General features: G+C 62.3%; 13 protein-coding genes and 2 tRNA genes. 10 read left to right on the forward strand and 5 right to left on the reverse strand.

The window, feature by feature from the left end; genetic code table 11:
- Positions 1–220: 220 nt before the first annotated feature.
- Both sstT and nhaR read right to left on the reverse strand, forming a co-directional pair.
- Complete coding sequence (sstT, locus tag DMX12_RS22540) at positions 221–1,432, reverse strand: serine/threonine transporter SstT (protein WP_029884964.1); 1,212 nt, start codon at positions 1,430–1,432, stop codon at positions 221–223.
- Between the two features lie 129 nt (positions 1,433–1,561).
- Positions 1,562–2,455: a transcriptional activator NhaR gene (gene nhaR, locus DMX12_RS22545; RefSeq protein WP_110679487.1), complete on the reverse strand. Its 894-nt coding sequence runs from the start codon at positions 2,453–2,455 to the stop codon at positions 1,562–1,564.
- Positions 2,456–2,588: 133 nt separating this feature from the next.
- Between nhaR and DMX12_RS22550 the strand changes: the two genes are divergently transcribed.
- The gene (locus DMX12_RS22550) at positions 2,589–2,828 is read left to right on the forward strand and encodes a hypothetical protein (protein ID WP_054905235.1); all 240 of its coding nucleotides are present in this window, start codon (positions 2,589–2,591) and stop codon (positions 2,826–2,828) included.
- 28 nt (positions 2,829–2,856) lie between these two features.
- A complete protein-coding gene (locus tag DMX12_RS22555; protein ID WP_009682773.1) occupies positions 2,857–3,609 on the forward strand; it encodes a TerC family protein in 753 nt (250 codons plus the stop codon).
- A gap of 52 nt (positions 3,610–3,661) precedes the next feature.
- Here DMX12_RS22555 and DMX12_RS22560 read toward each other — a convergent pair whose 3' ends face one another.
- Positions 3,662–3,841, reverse strand: a complete 180-nt coding sequence (locus DMX12_RS22560) for a hypothetical protein (protein ID WP_110679488.1) — start codon at positions 3,839–3,841, stop codon at positions 3,662–3,664.
- Between the two features lie 166 nt (positions 3,842–4,007).
- Here DMX12_RS22560 and DMX12_RS22565 point away from each other — a divergent pair, with 166 nt between their 5' ends.
- Positions 4,008–4,739, forward strand: coding sequence for a peptidase C39 family protein (locus tag DMX12_RS22565; RefSeq protein WP_110679489.1), 732 nt, complete (start codon positions 4,008–4,010; stop codon positions 4,737–4,739).
- 107 nt (positions 4,740–4,846) lie between these two features.
- Here the strand turns inward: DMX12_RS22565 and DMX12_RS22570 are convergent, their stop codons facing one another.
- Positions 4,847–6,130 (reverse strand): FAD-binding oxidoreductase, encoded by a 1,284-nt coding sequence (locus tag DMX12_RS22570; RefSeq protein ID WP_110679490.1) that lies wholly within the window; start codon positions 6,128–6,130, stop codon positions 4,847–4,849.
- A 201-nt stretch (positions 6,131–6,331) separates the two neighbouring features.
- On the opposite strand from DMX12_RS22570, the gene DMX12_RS22575 reads away from it, so the two are divergent.
- The 5 genes from DMX12_RS22575 to DMX12_RS22595 all read left to right on the forward strand — a co-directional run bounded on the left by DMX12_RS22575 (position 6,332) and on the right by DMX12_RS22595 (position 8,735).
- Positions 6,332–6,408: transfer RNA gene (locus tag DMX12_RS22575), tRNA-Val, on the forward strand.
- Positions 6,409–6,563: 155 nt separating this feature from the next.
- Positions 6,564–6,640, forward strand: a tRNA-Val gene (locus DMX12_RS22580).
- A gap of 132 nt (positions 6,641–6,772) precedes the next feature.
- On the forward strand, positions 6,773–7,342 hold the full coding sequence (locus DMX12_RS22585) for an SPOR domain-containing protein (RefSeq protein ID WP_029884966.1): 570 nt from the start codon (positions 6,773–6,775) through the stop codon (positions 7,340–7,342).
- Between the two features lie 97 nt (positions 7,343–7,439).
- Entirely contained in the window at positions 7,440–7,865 is a 426-nt protein-coding gene (locus DMX12_RS22590) for a hypothetical protein (protein ID WP_009682779.1), read from the forward strand.
- 87 nt (positions 7,866–7,952) lie between these two features.
- A complete protein-coding gene (locus DMX12_RS22595) occupies positions 7,953–8,735 on the forward strand; it encodes an EAL domain-containing protein (protein WP_009682780.1) in 783 nt (260 codons plus the stop codon).
- Between the two features lie 79 nt (positions 8,736–8,814).
- On the opposite strand, the gene DMX12_RS22600 is transcribed toward DMX12_RS22595, so the two are convergent.
- Positions 8,815–9,057, reverse strand: a complete 243-nt coding sequence (locus DMX12_RS22600) for a DUF1654 domain-containing protein (protein WP_009682781.1) — start codon at positions 9,055–9,057, stop codon at positions 8,815–8,817.
- Positions 9,058–9,208: 151 nt separating this feature from the next.
- Between DMX12_RS22600 and DMX12_RS22605 the strand changes: the two genes are divergently transcribed.
- Complete coding sequence (locus DMX12_RS22605) at positions 9,209–11,317, forward strand: TonB-dependent receptor (RefSeq protein ID WP_110679491.1); 2,109 nt, start codon at positions 9,209–9,211, stop codon at positions 11,315–11,317.
- Positions 11,318–11,423: 106 nt separating this feature from the next.
- The gene (locus tag DMX12_RS22610) at positions 11,424–13,784 is read left to right on the forward strand and encodes a DNA polymerase II (RefSeq protein WP_110679492.1); all 2,361 of its coding nucleotides are present in this window, start codon (positions 11,424–11,426) and stop codon (positions 13,782–13,784) included.
- Positions 13,785–13,855: the final 71 nt, after the last annotated feature.

Genomic DNA, 13,855 nt, shown 5'->3' on the forward strand with positions numbered 1-13,855 from the left:
TACTGGCCCGAAACAAACGTAGGAGCGAGCGCAGCTCGCGATTGCGCCGCGCGGGCGGCGCTCGATCTCACAGGCGCTGAAGATGCTCCGGCTACCCTTGCCAGGAACCATAGAATCTCCCACAGGACCACGCTAAGCTTGAGCTCTGCACTGCTCCTGTGGGAGCCCGGCTTGCCGGCGATGGGCCGCAAAGCGGCCCCAATCGCTTGACTGACCGACATTAGGCGTTACGCCGCTCTTCAGCCAGGCACGCCGCGGCCGTGAACAGCACATCGGTGGAGGAGTTCAGCGCGGTCTCCGCCGAATCCTGCAACACCCCGATGATGAAGCCCACCGCAACCACCTGCATGGCAATTTCGCTGGGGATGCCGAACAGGCTGCACGCCAGCGGAATCAGCAGCAGCGACCCCCCTGCCACGCCGGAGGCACCGCAGGCACAGACGGCTGCCACCACGCTGAGCAGCAACGCTGTCGGCAGGTCGACCGGGATACCCAGGGTATGCACTGCGGCCAGCGTCAGCACGGTGATGGTGATCGCCGCACCGGCCATGTTGATGGTGGCACCCAGCGGGATCGACACCGAATAGGTGTCTTCATGCAAGCCAAGGCGCTCTGACAGTGCCAGGTTGACCGGGATATTGGCCGCCGAACTACGGGTGAAGAACGCGGTGATGCCGCTTTCGCGCAGGCACAGCAAGGTCAGCGGGAACGGGTTGCGGCGGATTTTCCAGTACACGATCAGCGGGTTCATCACCAGCGCTACGAACAACATGCTGCCGATCAGCACTGCCAGCAGGTGCAGGTAGCCGAGCAAGGCGTTCAGGCCGGATTGGGCCAAGGTCGCGCTGACCAGGCCGAAGATGCCCAGCGGGGCAAAGCGGATGACTACACGCACGATCAGGGTGACACCGTTGGACAGGTCCTCGACCACGGTGCGCGTGGTGTCGCCCGCATGGCGCAAGGCCACGCCCAGGCCCACGGCCCAGGTCAGCACGCCGATGAAATTGGCGTTGAGCAGGGCGTTGATCGGGTTGTCGACCGCGCTCAGCAACAGGTTCTGCAGTACCTCGGTAATGCCGCCCGGTGCGCTGAGCGTGGCTTCGCCGGTGCTGAGCACCAATGATGAGGGGAACAGCGTGCTGGCGATCACGGCCACCAATGCCGCGGCGAAAGTGCCCAGCAGGTAAAGCCACAGGATCGGGCGAATGTGGGTTTCCTGGCCATGCCGGTGGTTGGCGATCGAAGCCATGACCAGAATGAATACCAGTACAGGTGCCACTGCCTTGAGGGCACTGACGAAAACCTTGCCGAGGAAGGCCAGGTCGCCGGCCACGCTGGGGGCCAGCAGGGCCAGGGCGATACCGGCGAGCAAGCCGATGACGATCTGCGTCACCAGGCTGGTACGGTTGAGGAGGCGGAAAACAGAGGTCATGTGCAGCGTTATCTCGGATTCTGTAAAGGGCGGGACTTTAGCACAGAGCCTCGCCGGGCGGCCCGGCGCGCTTCGCGGCCACTGCCGCCCCGCAAGCGAACTCGGGACAGACCGTGCGAACCAGCCCGGTCACCAGTGGAACAGCTCTCGCCGCGCCCCCTCGGTGATTGCCACGATCCCTGGGTGCTTGACCTTGCGCTCCACCGAAATGGCATAGAACGACTCATGGACCGCCTCGGTCTGCCCGATCAGTTGCACGCCGTACTGTCGGCACACTTCCTCGGCGATCACACTGGGTGCAACGAAGATGCCGCTGCCCGACTGGCCGAAGGCCTGCATCAATGCGCTGTCATCGAACTCGCCGACAATGCGGGGCTGTACCTGCTGCTCGCCCAGCCACCGCAGCAAGCGGCTGCGCACCACGGTTTCCTGGCCGGGAATCAGCAGGGGGGCGTCCTGCAAGCAGGCAGGAAAGGCACCCGGGTAGCGCTTGGCCAATGCAGGGGTGGCAAAAAAACTCAGGCCGCATTCGCCAAGCTTCTGGCTGTAGCCCTTGATATCCAGGTTGTTGGGCATGGGGCTGTCGGAAATCACCAGGTCCAGGCGCTGGATGGCCAGGTCGCCGAGCAGCCGTTCGAGCTTGTCTTCGCGGCAATTGATGCGCAACACGTCGTCCAGCTCCATGGTCGGGGCCAGCAGGCGATAGACGATGGACTTGGGTACCACATCGGCTACGCCCACGCGGAACAGGATCTGCTCCTGTGGCCCGGCGCGCAGCATGGCCTCCAGTTCGCCACCAAGCTGGAACATCTGTTCGGCATAAGCCAGCGTCTGGCGGCCGGTTTCGGTCAGCTCCAGCTGCCGCCCCACACGCTGGAACAACTCCAGGCCGTAGGTGTGTTCGAACAGGCTGATCTGCCCGCTGATGGTTTGCGGGGTCAGGTTCAGCTGTGCGCTGGCGCGGGCGATGCTGCCGGTCCTGGCCACTGCCCAGAAGTAGTGCAACTGGCGGTAGTTGAGCACACTGTTTTCCCGATTCGTAAAACCCGAAGTATAACCGTTGAAAATACGAATTTTCCTGATGTATCGGCGTGTCTAGAATCCTTCGTTATCAGGCGCCTTGTGCGCTGCTGAAGTCACCACAAGCGAGGAACCCATGCTGCACTTGAAATCCATCGGCACGCCGCTGGTACTGGCCCTGGCGCTGTTTGCCCTGGCTGGTTGCGACCAGGCCGAGAAGTCCGCCCAGCAGATGCTCGACCAAGCTGCTCAATCGGCCAAGCAGGCCATCGACGACACCAACAAGGCCGCCCAGCAGGCGCTGAGCGAAGCCATTGGCAGTGAAGGGCAGAAGCCCGTGCAAGCTGAAAAGAACGAAAAAAGCCAGGAAATTTGACCCCAACCGCCGTTGCAGGATGTGAACAATGGAATATCTGCTGGAACTCGCCGCTAGCCCTACCGCCTGGATTGCCCTGGCTACGCTGGTGGCCATGGAAATCGTACTGGGCATCGACAACCTGATCTTCATCTCGATCCTGACCAACAAGTTGCCGGTGGCGTACCGTTCCAAGGCGCGGCGCATTGGCATCAGCATGGCCCTGATCATGCGCCTGGCGTTGCTCAGCACGGTGGCCTGGATCGTCCAGCTGACCGACCCTGTATTCGAAGTGTTCGGCAATGCGTTCTCGTGGAAAGACATGATCCTGATTGCGGGTGGCCTGTTCCTGTTGTGGAAGGCTACCAAGGAAATTCACGAAAACGTCGACCCGCACGGTGCCAAGGAAGAGGCCAAGGTGGGCTCCACGGTGACCTTGGGCTTCGCTGCGGCGATCTTCCAGATCCTGCTGCTGGATATCGTGTTCTCGGTAGACAGCATCATCACCGCCGTGGGCATGACCGAGCACCTGCCGATCATGATCATCGCCGTGATCACTGCCGTGATCGTGATGATGGTCGCGGCCGACCCACTGGCCAACTTCATCAACGACAACCCGACTGTCGTGATGCTGGCCCTGGGCTTCCTGATCATGATCGGTATGACGCTGATTGCCGAAGGGTTTGGTGCCCATGTGCCCAAAGGCTACGTGTACGCTGCGATGGCGTTCTCCACCGCGATCGAGATCCTCAACATTCTCGCACGCAGGGCGCGGCTCAAGCGTGAGGCAGCTGAGCATTGACGGTGGGCAGCGGGGCGCTTTGCGCCCCGTTTGGCTGCTGAATGCTGCGCGGTCAGTGCACCCCCGCAGGCCGCCGTGCGCGCTGTACGTGCCGGGTTTTGACCGGCACCTGCGGCGGTTGTTGATTGGGCTGTGCATGACGCCGCACGATACGTAGTACACCCCATAGCATGGCGGCTGCGACGCTCAGCCACATGCCGACCAGCATGAGGATTGCCAGGGTCAGGCTCATCTGTGCCTCCATCGCTGCGGCAAACGCCAGAGTGACCGGCGTTTGCGTTCCAGACACTGCTTTAGTCTAGCCTTTCGCCTGGGACGTTCCATCGAACAAAGGTCTATCTCTGAGTCCGATTCGCTCCAAGCCGCTGTCGGACTATACCCGCGCCGTCGTCGGACCTATGATCAGTGGCCAGAGCTGGGCGCTGCCTGCCCGGCGTTGGAACAAGCGAGTGTCCATGCAGCTATCTTCCTTCAAGAGCGCCCGGCGGCTGCTGTCGGTCTTCATCGTGGCAGCCAGCCTGGCGGGCTGTGCCAGTGCGCCGCCCGCCAATCTCAAAGGCCTGCCGCAACGGGTCGAAATCAGCAGCGTGCCATTCTACCGGGGCAACGCCAACCATAGCGGCGCCATGGCCCTAGCAGCAGTGTTGTCGCAACAGGGGGCACCGATTACCCCGGGGCTGCTGGACAAGCCCCTGAACCTGCCACAGGGTGCCGACGCACTGGGTACCGCCATCCCTAGCGTGGCGCGGGATTACGGCATGGTGGTGTACCGCCTGGACAAGCAACTGGATGCGCTGTTGACCCAAGTGGCGGCGGGCAACCCGGTACTCTTGCGCTACGAAGACGGTTCCGCCTGGTGGGGCGAGCCGCGCTATGCGGTGCTGATCGGTTATGACCGCTACAAGCAGCGGGTGCTGCTGCGCTCGGGCATGCACCGCCGGCACATGATGGCATTCGACGCGTTCGCTTCGGCGTGGGCCGAGCAGGGCAGTTGGGCAGTGCTGGTGCAGCCGCCACGGCAATTGCCGGCTGAAGTGGATAGGCAACGCTGGTTGCAGGCGGCGGAAGAGTTATCGCGGGCGGGGCAGGAAATCGCGGCGAAGCAGGCGGTGAACAGCCTGAACAAATGATCGTTCCCATCATGGCCTTTTCGCAGGCAGACCCGACCCTCCACGAGCGTGTGCGCACCGCACAGCCCCATGGAGGAGCGGGTCCCGCCCCGAGGAGGCCTGCTACATCAGAAGCCCAGGCGGTCGCGCAGGCTGTAGTACCAGGCACCGATAGCGCTGAACGGCACGCGCAGCATCTGGCCGCCTGGGAACGGGTAGTGCGGCAGGCCGGCGAAGGCGTCGAAACGCTCGGCCTGGCCGCGCAGGGCTTCGGCCAGCACCTTGCCCGCCAGGTGGGTATAGGTCACGCCGTGGCCCGAGCACCCCTGGGAGTAATAGATGTTGTCGCCGATGCGACCTACCTGTGGCAGGCGCGACAGGGTCAGCAGGAAGTTGCCGGTCCAGGCGTAGTCGATTTTCACGTTCTTCAGTTGCGGGAAGGCCTTGAGCATCTTCGGGCGGATGATCGCTTCGATGTTGGCCGGGTCACGTGCGCCGTACACCACGCCACCGCCGAAGATCAGGCGCTTGTCGCTGGTCAGGCGGTAATAGTCGAGCAGGTAGTTGCAATCTTCCACGCAGTAGTCCTGCGGCAGCAGGGTGCGCGCCAGCTCTTCGCCCAGGGGTTCGGTGGTGATCACCTGGGTGCCGCATGGCATGGATTTGGCGGCCAGCTCTGGCACCAGGTTGCCCAGGTAGGCGTTACCAGCGACGATGATGAATTTGGCGCGGACCTTGCCCTGTGGGGTATGCACCACAGGGTTGGCGCCGCGCTCGATGCGCACGGCCGGGGTTTGCTCATAGATGATGCCGCCCAGCGACTCGACCGCTGCTGCTTCGCCCAGCGCCAGGTTCAGCGGGTGGATGTGACCGCCGCTCATGTCGAGCATGCCGCCGATGTAGCTGTCGCAGGCCACCACCTCGCGGATGCGCTTCTGGTCCATCAGCTCCAGCTGGTTGTGGCCGAAGCGCTCCCACAGGCGCTTTTGCGATTCCAGGTGGCCCATCTGCTTGCTGGTGAGCGCGGCGAAAACGCCGCCGTCCTTCAAGTCGCACTGGATGTTGTACTTGGCCACGCGCTCGCGAATGATACGCCCGCCTTCGAAGGCCATGTGGCCCAGCAACTGGGCCTGTTCAGGGCCCACAGTGCGTTCGATCACGTCGATGTCGCGGCTGTAGCTGTTGACGATCTGGCCACCGTTGCGGCCCGAGGCACCGAAGCCGACCTTGGCGGCTTCGACGATGCTCACCTTGAAGCCGTTCTCCAGCAGGAACAGGGCGCTGGACAGGCCGGTGTAGCCGGCGCCGATGATGCATACATCGGTTTCCACCTCACCCTGCAGCGCCGGACGTGGCGGCACCGGGTTGGCCGAGGCGGCGTAGTAGGACTGGGGGTAGGGGGTGTTAGCCATGCTGCAGGAACCTCGTGTTTTATATTTTTAACGAATGTAGCGATGCTATCAATAATAATAAACACCCGCTAGTCGTCTGTTGAAAATCCCTCACACAGTCGCAAGCGACCCTTCTCTATAAAGAGGTTTAGATTCAGTAGCTTAGCGCGAAAAAAAGTGTTGACAGGCTTTTCCAATTGCGTAGAATGCGCACCACACGACAGGCACATAGCTCAGTTGGTTAGAGCACCACCTTGACATGGTGGGGGTCGTTGGTTCGAGTCCAATTGTGCCTACCAAATCGAAGAAGGGGTGATCCGCAAGGGTCACCCCTTTTTTCATTGGTTTTTCCGGCGGTTGGCTGCAACACCGGGAAACTGCGAAAGTTTTTGATTTTTCTGAAAAAAACGCTTTACAGGTGCGCACTTGATCACTAAGATGCGCACCACACGACAGGCACATAGCTCAGTTGGTTAGAGCACCACCTTGACATGGTGGGGGTCGTTGGTTCGAGTCCAATTGTGCCTACCAAACTCCAGAAAGGGCGATCAGCAATGATCGCCCTTTTTGCATGTGCGCGTGAAGCAGCCTGTAACCTTTGGTCACGCTTCGGCCAGCGCGCAGCATGCTAGAATCCGCCCCTTCGAAACGGGAGGTACATGCGTGCGTAAACTGGCTGTGGTAATGGCAGTGCTCGCCCTGGCGGGCTGTGAGAACGAGGTCGAGGGCGTGCACAAGCAGGTGGCTGAACACTTGCACAACCCCAAGACGGCCAAGTTCGGCAACGTGCGGATCGACACCCAGGGCACCATCTGCGGCCAGGTCCGTGGCAAGGACGATGCCGGGCAGTACGAGGCCTACCGCAGCTACGTGGCGTTCAAGCGCGATGGCCAGTACGACATCATCGTGGACGAAACCGGCAACAACCTGCGTATCCGCGAGCTGTGTGGCGGTGCCGACCTGCAGCGTCGTGCCGAAGCGCTGGCCGACCAGCCGGCACCCGAAGGCTGGGATGTGGAGGTGGTGCAGGGCGCCAACATGGGCGCCCTCAGCGACATGACGGCCCGCCTGATCGAAAAGGGCATCCCGTCGTCGGTGGAATACCGCGATGGCAAGCCGGTGGTGCTGATGGGGCCGTTCCCTACTCGCGAAGAGGCGCAGGCCCGCCGCGACGAAGTCATGGCCAAATTGGGCACCGACTCGGTGGTCATCCAGCACGGCGCAGCGCGCTGACCTGCGCGGCCAACCCGCTCCCAAGGCGCATGATAGGCACCTTGCGCCCAGCATTGGCTATGCTTGGGTAGGGAGAGGCTGAAATGGGGGGCGCCTGATGTCGACACTGGAGCGGGCCATAGCCGTGGCCGCCAGGGCGCATGAAGGGCAATACGACAAGGGTGGGGCGGCGTATATCCTTCACCCTTTACGTGTGATGCTGCGGGTTGCCACACCGGAACAGCGCATTGTTGCGGTGCTTCACGATGTGATCGAGGATACCCCGCTGACCCTCTCCGACCTGGCGCGGGAGGGCTTCGCGCTGAAAATTCTCGCAGCCCTGCTGGCGCTCAGCCGGCGTGAAGGCGAAGCTTATCAGGACTTTGTCGTGCGCCTGGGTGACGACCCGCTGGCGCGCACGGTCAAACTGGCTGACCTGGCCGACAACAGTGACCTTTCGCGTATTCCCTGCCCAGGCCCTGCCGACCTGGCGCGGCTGGCGCGCTATCGCGAGGCCAGCGCTTACCTGCAGGCACTTCGTTAGTTCAGCCGCAAACCTTGAGGTTGACTTGGCATAAGATGCAGATTCAAGCATTCTGAACCGCCATACTCCGTGACCTCGACATAGCCCATGAGCAAGCCAGTGTTCCCCCAGCCCTTTCTAGCGATTGGCTGCTCCCAATGTCGTGACCTCGCTAGCCTGGGTTTCGACATTACCATGGCGTTCCAGCCCATAATCCATGTGCCTTCAGGCAGGCCGTTCGCCTACGAGGCACTGGTTCGCGGTGTGAACGGTGAAAGCGCTGCGCAAATTTTGGCCAAGGTAACTCCCGACAACCTGTACCGCTTTGATCAGGCCTGCCGCGTGAAGGCCATCGAGCAAGCGGCTGGGCTGGGCTTGGGACGGCAGAAAGACTGTAAATTGAGCATCAATTTTCTGCCCAATGCCGTCTACCGTGCCAGCACCTGCATCCGGGCTACCTTGGAGGCCACAGTCACATTCGACTTCCCCGCCAATCTGCTGATGTTCGAAGTGACCGAAGGCGAGCGGATCGAGGACACCGAGCACTTGAAGTCGATCTTCAAGGAGTACGAGCGACAGGGCTTCACCACTGCAATAGATGATTTTGGGTCGGGTTACTCAGGGCTGAATCTGCTCGCAGAATTTCAGCCGGCTGTGCTCAAGCTGGATATGGCTCTCACTCGGGGAGTCAATCAGGATGTGGTTCGCCAAGCCATCGTGGCCGGTATCGTATTGGTGGCCGAGCGGTTGGGCATTACGCTGATTGCCGAGGGGATCGAGACTGACGAAGAGTGCCAAGCACTGGCGGCGCTGGGAATTGATTTGATGCAAGGGTATCTGTTCGCTCGGCCGCAGGTGAATGGGTTGCCGTTGTTTGAGCGGCTGTCTTGACCTTGGCCTGATGGTGCTCCCCTGGGCGGCACAGCAGGCGCAGGCCGGTAGCAGCGAAAAGCGCCACGCTCATGCCTGGTCAGTCTTCCTTCGGCACCGTCCAGAAAATCTGCACGCCGCCATCGTCACGGTGGGCAAGGGTGACGTTGTCGTTCTCGGCAATTTCCCCGAGCAGGGTTTCCCAGTCGTCCGGGCTTTCCTGTTCCAGGCGGAAGATCAGCGCCGCGCGGCTGCGTTGGGCGGTGGGGCTGTTGATGATCTTCTGGATGCGAACACCCAGCTGAACGTAGCTGCTTGGGGTGGCGGAGGCGGTGCTGGACACAGGAATATCCTTGTTGTGCTGTATGTGCGTACAGTATTTCAGCGTAAGCAATTTCGCAACAGCTTGTCAGGGAAAATCCGGCGAGGCTGGCCAGAGGGTTCGCACTGTAGGTGCGGGTCTGGTGTAATGGCGCCATTTTCGGAAGCTGCGCATGTATCGATTTCTTTCTCGTTTTCCTACCTCTACAGGCCTGGTCCTGCTGATTGCCGGCGACTTTGGTGCGCTTGACGATGCCTGGGCCGATGCCCCCACTGCCGTGGTGATCGAGCCGCTGGTGGTGAGCGGTGCCTACCTGCCCACCCGTACGTTCGACCTGCCGTTCTCGGTCGATACCATCGACTTGTCCCGTGGCACTGACGGCCAGTTGGGCGTCAACCTGTCGGAAGTGCTGGGCAAGGTGCCAGGGCTGGTGGTGCAGAACCGCCAGAACTACGCCCAGGACCTGCAGGTTTCTTCGCGAGGCTATGGCGCCCGCTCGGCCTTCGGGGTGCGGGGCATCAAGCTGATCAGCGATGGGATCCCGGCCAGTACTCCCGACGGTCAAGGGCAAGCGGCCACGCTCAACCTGGATGTGGCCGAGCGCATCGAGGTGTTGCGCGGCCCGGCCGCCACCCTGTACGGCAGCAACGCCGGTGGGGTTATCCAGATGTTCAGCCGCGACGGTCAGGGCCCTGCCCAGGTAGGTGCCGAAACCACCTTCGGCAGCGACGGTTTCAACAAGAACCACCTGAGCGCCGAGGGCGGTAACGACACGGCCGGTTTCCTGCTGGATGCGTCGCGCATGGACACCGACGGCTACCGTGACCACAGCGCGGCGCGCCGTGACCAGACCTTCGCCAAGGTCCATTTCAAGCCGGATAGCGAATCGCGCCTGGCGCTGATCTACAGCAGCCTGGAACAGAACGGCACCCAGGACCCACTAGGGCAGACCTGGGAAGCCTACAAGCACGACCCGCGCTCCAGCGCGGCAGTGGCGCAAACCTATGACACGCGCAAGAGCATCGACCACCAGCAGTTGGGCATGAACTATGAGCGCTACGTAGGTGACGCCACGTTGCAGCTGAACCTGTACGCCGGGCAGCGCCGGGTGGTGCAGTACCTGTCCATTCCCAGGACGGTGGTCTCGAACAGCCAGCGCGGGGGTGGCGTGGTCGATTTCGATCGGCAGTTCCAGGGCGGTACGCTGCGCTGGATCCAGCCGGTTGCCCAGGTGCCCGGCAATCTCACCCTGACCTTTGGCGCCGATTACGACCAGAGCAAGGATGACCGCCGTGGCTACCAGAACTTCAGCGCTGACCAGTTGGGTGTGAAAGGCGAGTTGCGACGTGACGAGCAGGACACCGCCACCAGCCTGGACCCTTACCTGCAGGCGCACTGGGAAATCGGTAACTGGACCAGCGAGCTGGGCTTGCGCTACAGCAGCATGAACATGCGCGTCGATGACCATTACCTGGCCAACGGTGACGCCAGCGGCTCCAAACGGTATCAGCAAGCTACCCCTTCGCTGTCTGTGATGTACGCCTTCACCCCTGATCTGCGTGGTTACGTGAGTGTCGGCAAAGGCTTCGAAACCCCCACGCAGGCCGAGATGGCCTATGCACCGGGAGCGGACGAACGCTTCAACTTCGGGCTCGAGCCTGCCACCAGCATGCAGTATGAAACGGGCCTGAAGTACCGGCTGAGCGAGCGCACGCGGCTGGACGCCGCCGTTTACCAGATCCAGACCGAAGACGAAATCGTCGTGGACCGTGCGACGGACGGCCGAACCAGCTATCGCAATGCCGGGCGTACCCTTCGGCGTGGTTTCGAGGCCCGTCTGCAGCAGGATTGGAACGACCAGTGGCAGGCCACTGTGGTGTACACCCGCACCGACGCGCGCTATGCCGAAAACGTCAGCCAGGCCATCGCACGTGGCAACCGCCTGCCAGGTGTGCCCCAGGACAACCTGTATGGCGAGGTGCTGTGGAAGCCGGTGGCGGCGGTCAGCATGGGCCTGGAAGGGCAGTACCGCAGCAAGGTGTATGTCGACGACAGCAACGCTGCCAAGGCGGCGCCGGCCTATGCCGTGTTCAATTGGCGTACGCGCTTCGAGCAGCATGTCGGCCCGTGGATATTCCACCAGCTGGTGCGCCTGGACAACCTGTTCGACCGGCAATATGTAGGGTCGGTGATCGTCGGCGACAGCAACGGGCGTTACTACGAGGCCGCGCCTGGGCGCTCATGGTATGCGGGGGCGGGTTTGGCGTACCGGTTCCAGTGACGGGCTACAGGGGCCGGGTGGCGCCTGCAGGGGCTGCCCAGCCACCGCTTGCAGTGCCGGTAGCGGTAGAATCAGCACCTGATCATACGCTTCAGAGGTAGATGCGGTGGAATTGCAGCAGGGCTTCGTCCTGACCCGGCATTGGCATGACACGCCCGAAGGGACCTGCGTGGAATTCTGGCTGGCTACCGATCAGGGGCCCCGACAATTGCGCCTTGCCCCTCAGGACTCGGTAGCTTTCATCCCGCTGGCGCAGGCTGAACATGCCCGGGTGTTGTTGGCCAAAGAGCCAGGTGTACAGCTCAAGCCCTTGCAGTTGAAGGACTTCGAGCAGCGCCCGGTAATGGGGCTGTATTGCCGCCAGCACCGGCAGCTGATGCAACTGGAGCAACGCCTGCGCAACGCTGGTATCGACGTTTTCGAAGCCGACATTCGCCCGCCCGAACGCTACCTGATGGAGCGCTTCATCACCGCCCCCGTGCAGTTCACCGGCAAGCCTGATGCACAGGGCGTGCTCTGCGAAGCTCAGCTCAGGCCGCTAGCAGGTTACCGCCCACCGCTGCGCCTGGTGTCGCTGGACATCGAAACCAGCGAACGTGGGGAGTTGTACAGCATTGCCCTGGAGGGCTGTGGCCAGCGTCAGGTGTACATGCTTGGCAAACCCAACGGCGACCCGGCGGGGGTGGACTTCGATCTGCACTACTGCGCCGACCGCGCCGAGCTGCTGGTGTGCCTGAACCAGTGGATGGCGCTGCACGACCCCGACGCGATCATTGGCTGGAACCTGATCCAGTTCGACCTGCGCGTGCTGCATGAGCACGCCAAGGCGTTGCAGGTAGCGCTGGCCTTGGGGCGCAGAGGCGCAGCCATGACCTTGCGAAGCCAGGGCGGCGGTGGCCACGTATTCGCCGACGCCCCGGGGCGCTTGTTGATCGATGGCATCGAGGCGCTGCGCTCGGCCACCTGGAGTTTCCCGTCGTTCAGCCTCGAAAACGTCGCCCAGACGCTGCTCGGCGAAGGCAAAGCCATCGACACACCCTACCAGCGCATGGACGAAATCAACCGGCGCTTCGCCGAAGACAAACCGGCCCTGGCGCGGTACAACCTGAAGGACTGTGAGCTGGTGACGCGGATCTTCGCCCACACCCGCCTGCTCGAGTTCCTGCTGGAACGCTCATCGGTTACCGGCCTGGCGGTGGACCGCAGCGGCGGGTCGGTCGCCGCGTTTTGCCACTTGTACATTCCGCACATGCACCGCCTGGGGTACGTGGCGCCCAACTTGGGCAGCCGCCCGGACGAAGCCAGCCCTGGCGGCTTCGTCATGGACTCGCGCCCAGGTTTGTACGACTCGGTACTGGTCCTGGATTACAAAAGCCTGTATCCCTCGATCATTCGCACCTTCCTGATCGACCCGGTGGGCCTGGTGGAAGGTTTGCACCGTCCTGACGATGAGCACTCGGTGGAGGGTTTCCGTGGCGGGCGCTTTTCCCGCAGCCAGCATTGCCTGCCGGCCATCGTCGAGCGTGTGTGGCAGGGCAGGGAGGCGGCCAAACGCGAGGGTAACTCGCCCTTGTCCCAGGCACTGAAGATCATCATGAACGCGTTCTACGGTGTGCTGGGTTCCAGCGGTTGCCGCTTCTTCGACCCCCGGCTGGCCTCGTCCATCACCTTGCGTGGGCACCAGATCATGCACCAGACCCGGGCGCTGATCGAGGCCCGGGGTTTCGACGTGATCTATGGCGATACCGACTCCACCTTCGTCTGGCTCAAGGGTGCCCATGCCGAGGAAGACGCCGTGCGCATCGGTCGCGAGCTGGTGGCCGAGGTCAACCAGTGGTGGCAAACGCACCTGCGCGAAAGCATGAACCTGGACTGCGCCCTCGAACTTCAGTTCGAGGTGCATTACCGGCGTTTCCTGATGCCCACCATCCGTGGTACCGACGAGGGCAGCAAGAAACGCTATGCCGGGCTCAGGCAGCGGGCTGATGGCACAGAAGAAATGGTGTTCAAGGGCCTGGAATCGGTGCGCACCGACTGGTCACCGCTGGCCCGGGAGTTTCAGCAGGAACTCTACGCTCGCGTGTTTCGTGGTGAGCCGTACCGTGATTACCTGTGTGACTATGTACAGCGCACGCTGGCGGGTGAAAACGACGAGCTGCTGGTCTATCGCAAGCGCTTGCGGCGACCACTGGCCGACTATCAGCGCAATGTCCCGCCCCATGTGCGTGCCGCACGCCTGGCCGACGACTACAACAAGCGCCTGGGCCGCCCGCTGCAATACCAGCGCGGCGGCTGGATCAGCTATGTGATCACCACCTCAGGCCCAGAGCCGCTGGAAAACCTGCAAGCCCCCATCGACCATGATCATTACATCAGCCGGCAGTTGCAGCCGGTGGCTGATGCCATCCTGCCTTTTGTCGGCGACGACTTCGCGCGGCTGATCGACCATCAACTGCTGCTGTTCTGAACGGGTAGTAGATAGCTAGCCGTCGGCATGCCCTGAACCTGCACAAACTCTAGCCTCAACGCCATCGCGGA

Source organism: Pseudomonas sp. MB-090624 (assembly GCF_003205245.1).
Classification (GTDB): Bacteria; Pseudomonadota; Gammaproteobacteria; order Pseudomonadales; family Pseudomonadaceae; genus Aquipseudomonas; species Aquipseudomonas juntendi.

Bases quoted from the DNA above. Each gene is read 5' to 3' on its own strand.
- DMX12_RS22595 (WP_009682780.1), top strand. From the start codon at position 7,953: ATGAGCAAGCCAGTGTTCCCCCAGCCCTTTCTAGCGATTGGCTGCTCC.
- DMX12_RS22550 (WP_054905235.1), top strand. From the start codon at position 2,589: ATGCTGCACTTGAAATCCATCGGCACGCCGCTGGTACTGGCCCTGGCG.
- DMX12_RS22590 (WP_009682779.1), top strand. From the start codon at position 7,440: ATGTCGACACTGGAGCGGGCCATAGCCGTGGCCGCCAGGGCGCATGAA.
- DMX12_RS22560 (WP_110679488.1), bottom strand. From the start codon at position 3,841: ATGAGCCTGACCCTGGCAATCCTCATGCTGGTCGGCATGTGGCTGAGC.
- DMX12_RS22555 (WP_009682773.1), top strand. From the start codon at position 2,857: ATGGAATATCTGCTGGAACTCGCCGCTAGCCCTACCGCCTGGATTGCC.
- DMX12_RS22605 (WP_110679491.1), top strand. From the start codon at position 9,209: ATGTATCGATTTCTTTCTCGTTTTCCTACCTCTACAGGCCTGGTCCTG.
- sstT (WP_029884964.1), bottom strand. From the start codon at position 1,432: ATGACCTCTGTTTTCCGCCTCCTCAACCGTACCAGCCTGGTGACGCAG.
- DMX12_RS22570 (WP_110679490.1), bottom strand. From the start codon at position 6,130: ATGGCTAACACCCCCTACCCCCAGTCCTACTACGCCGCCTCGGCCAAC.
- DMX12_RS22565 (WP_110679489.1), top strand. From the start codon at position 4,008: ATGATCAGTGGCCAGAGCTGGGCGCTGCCTGCCCGGCGTTGGAACAAG.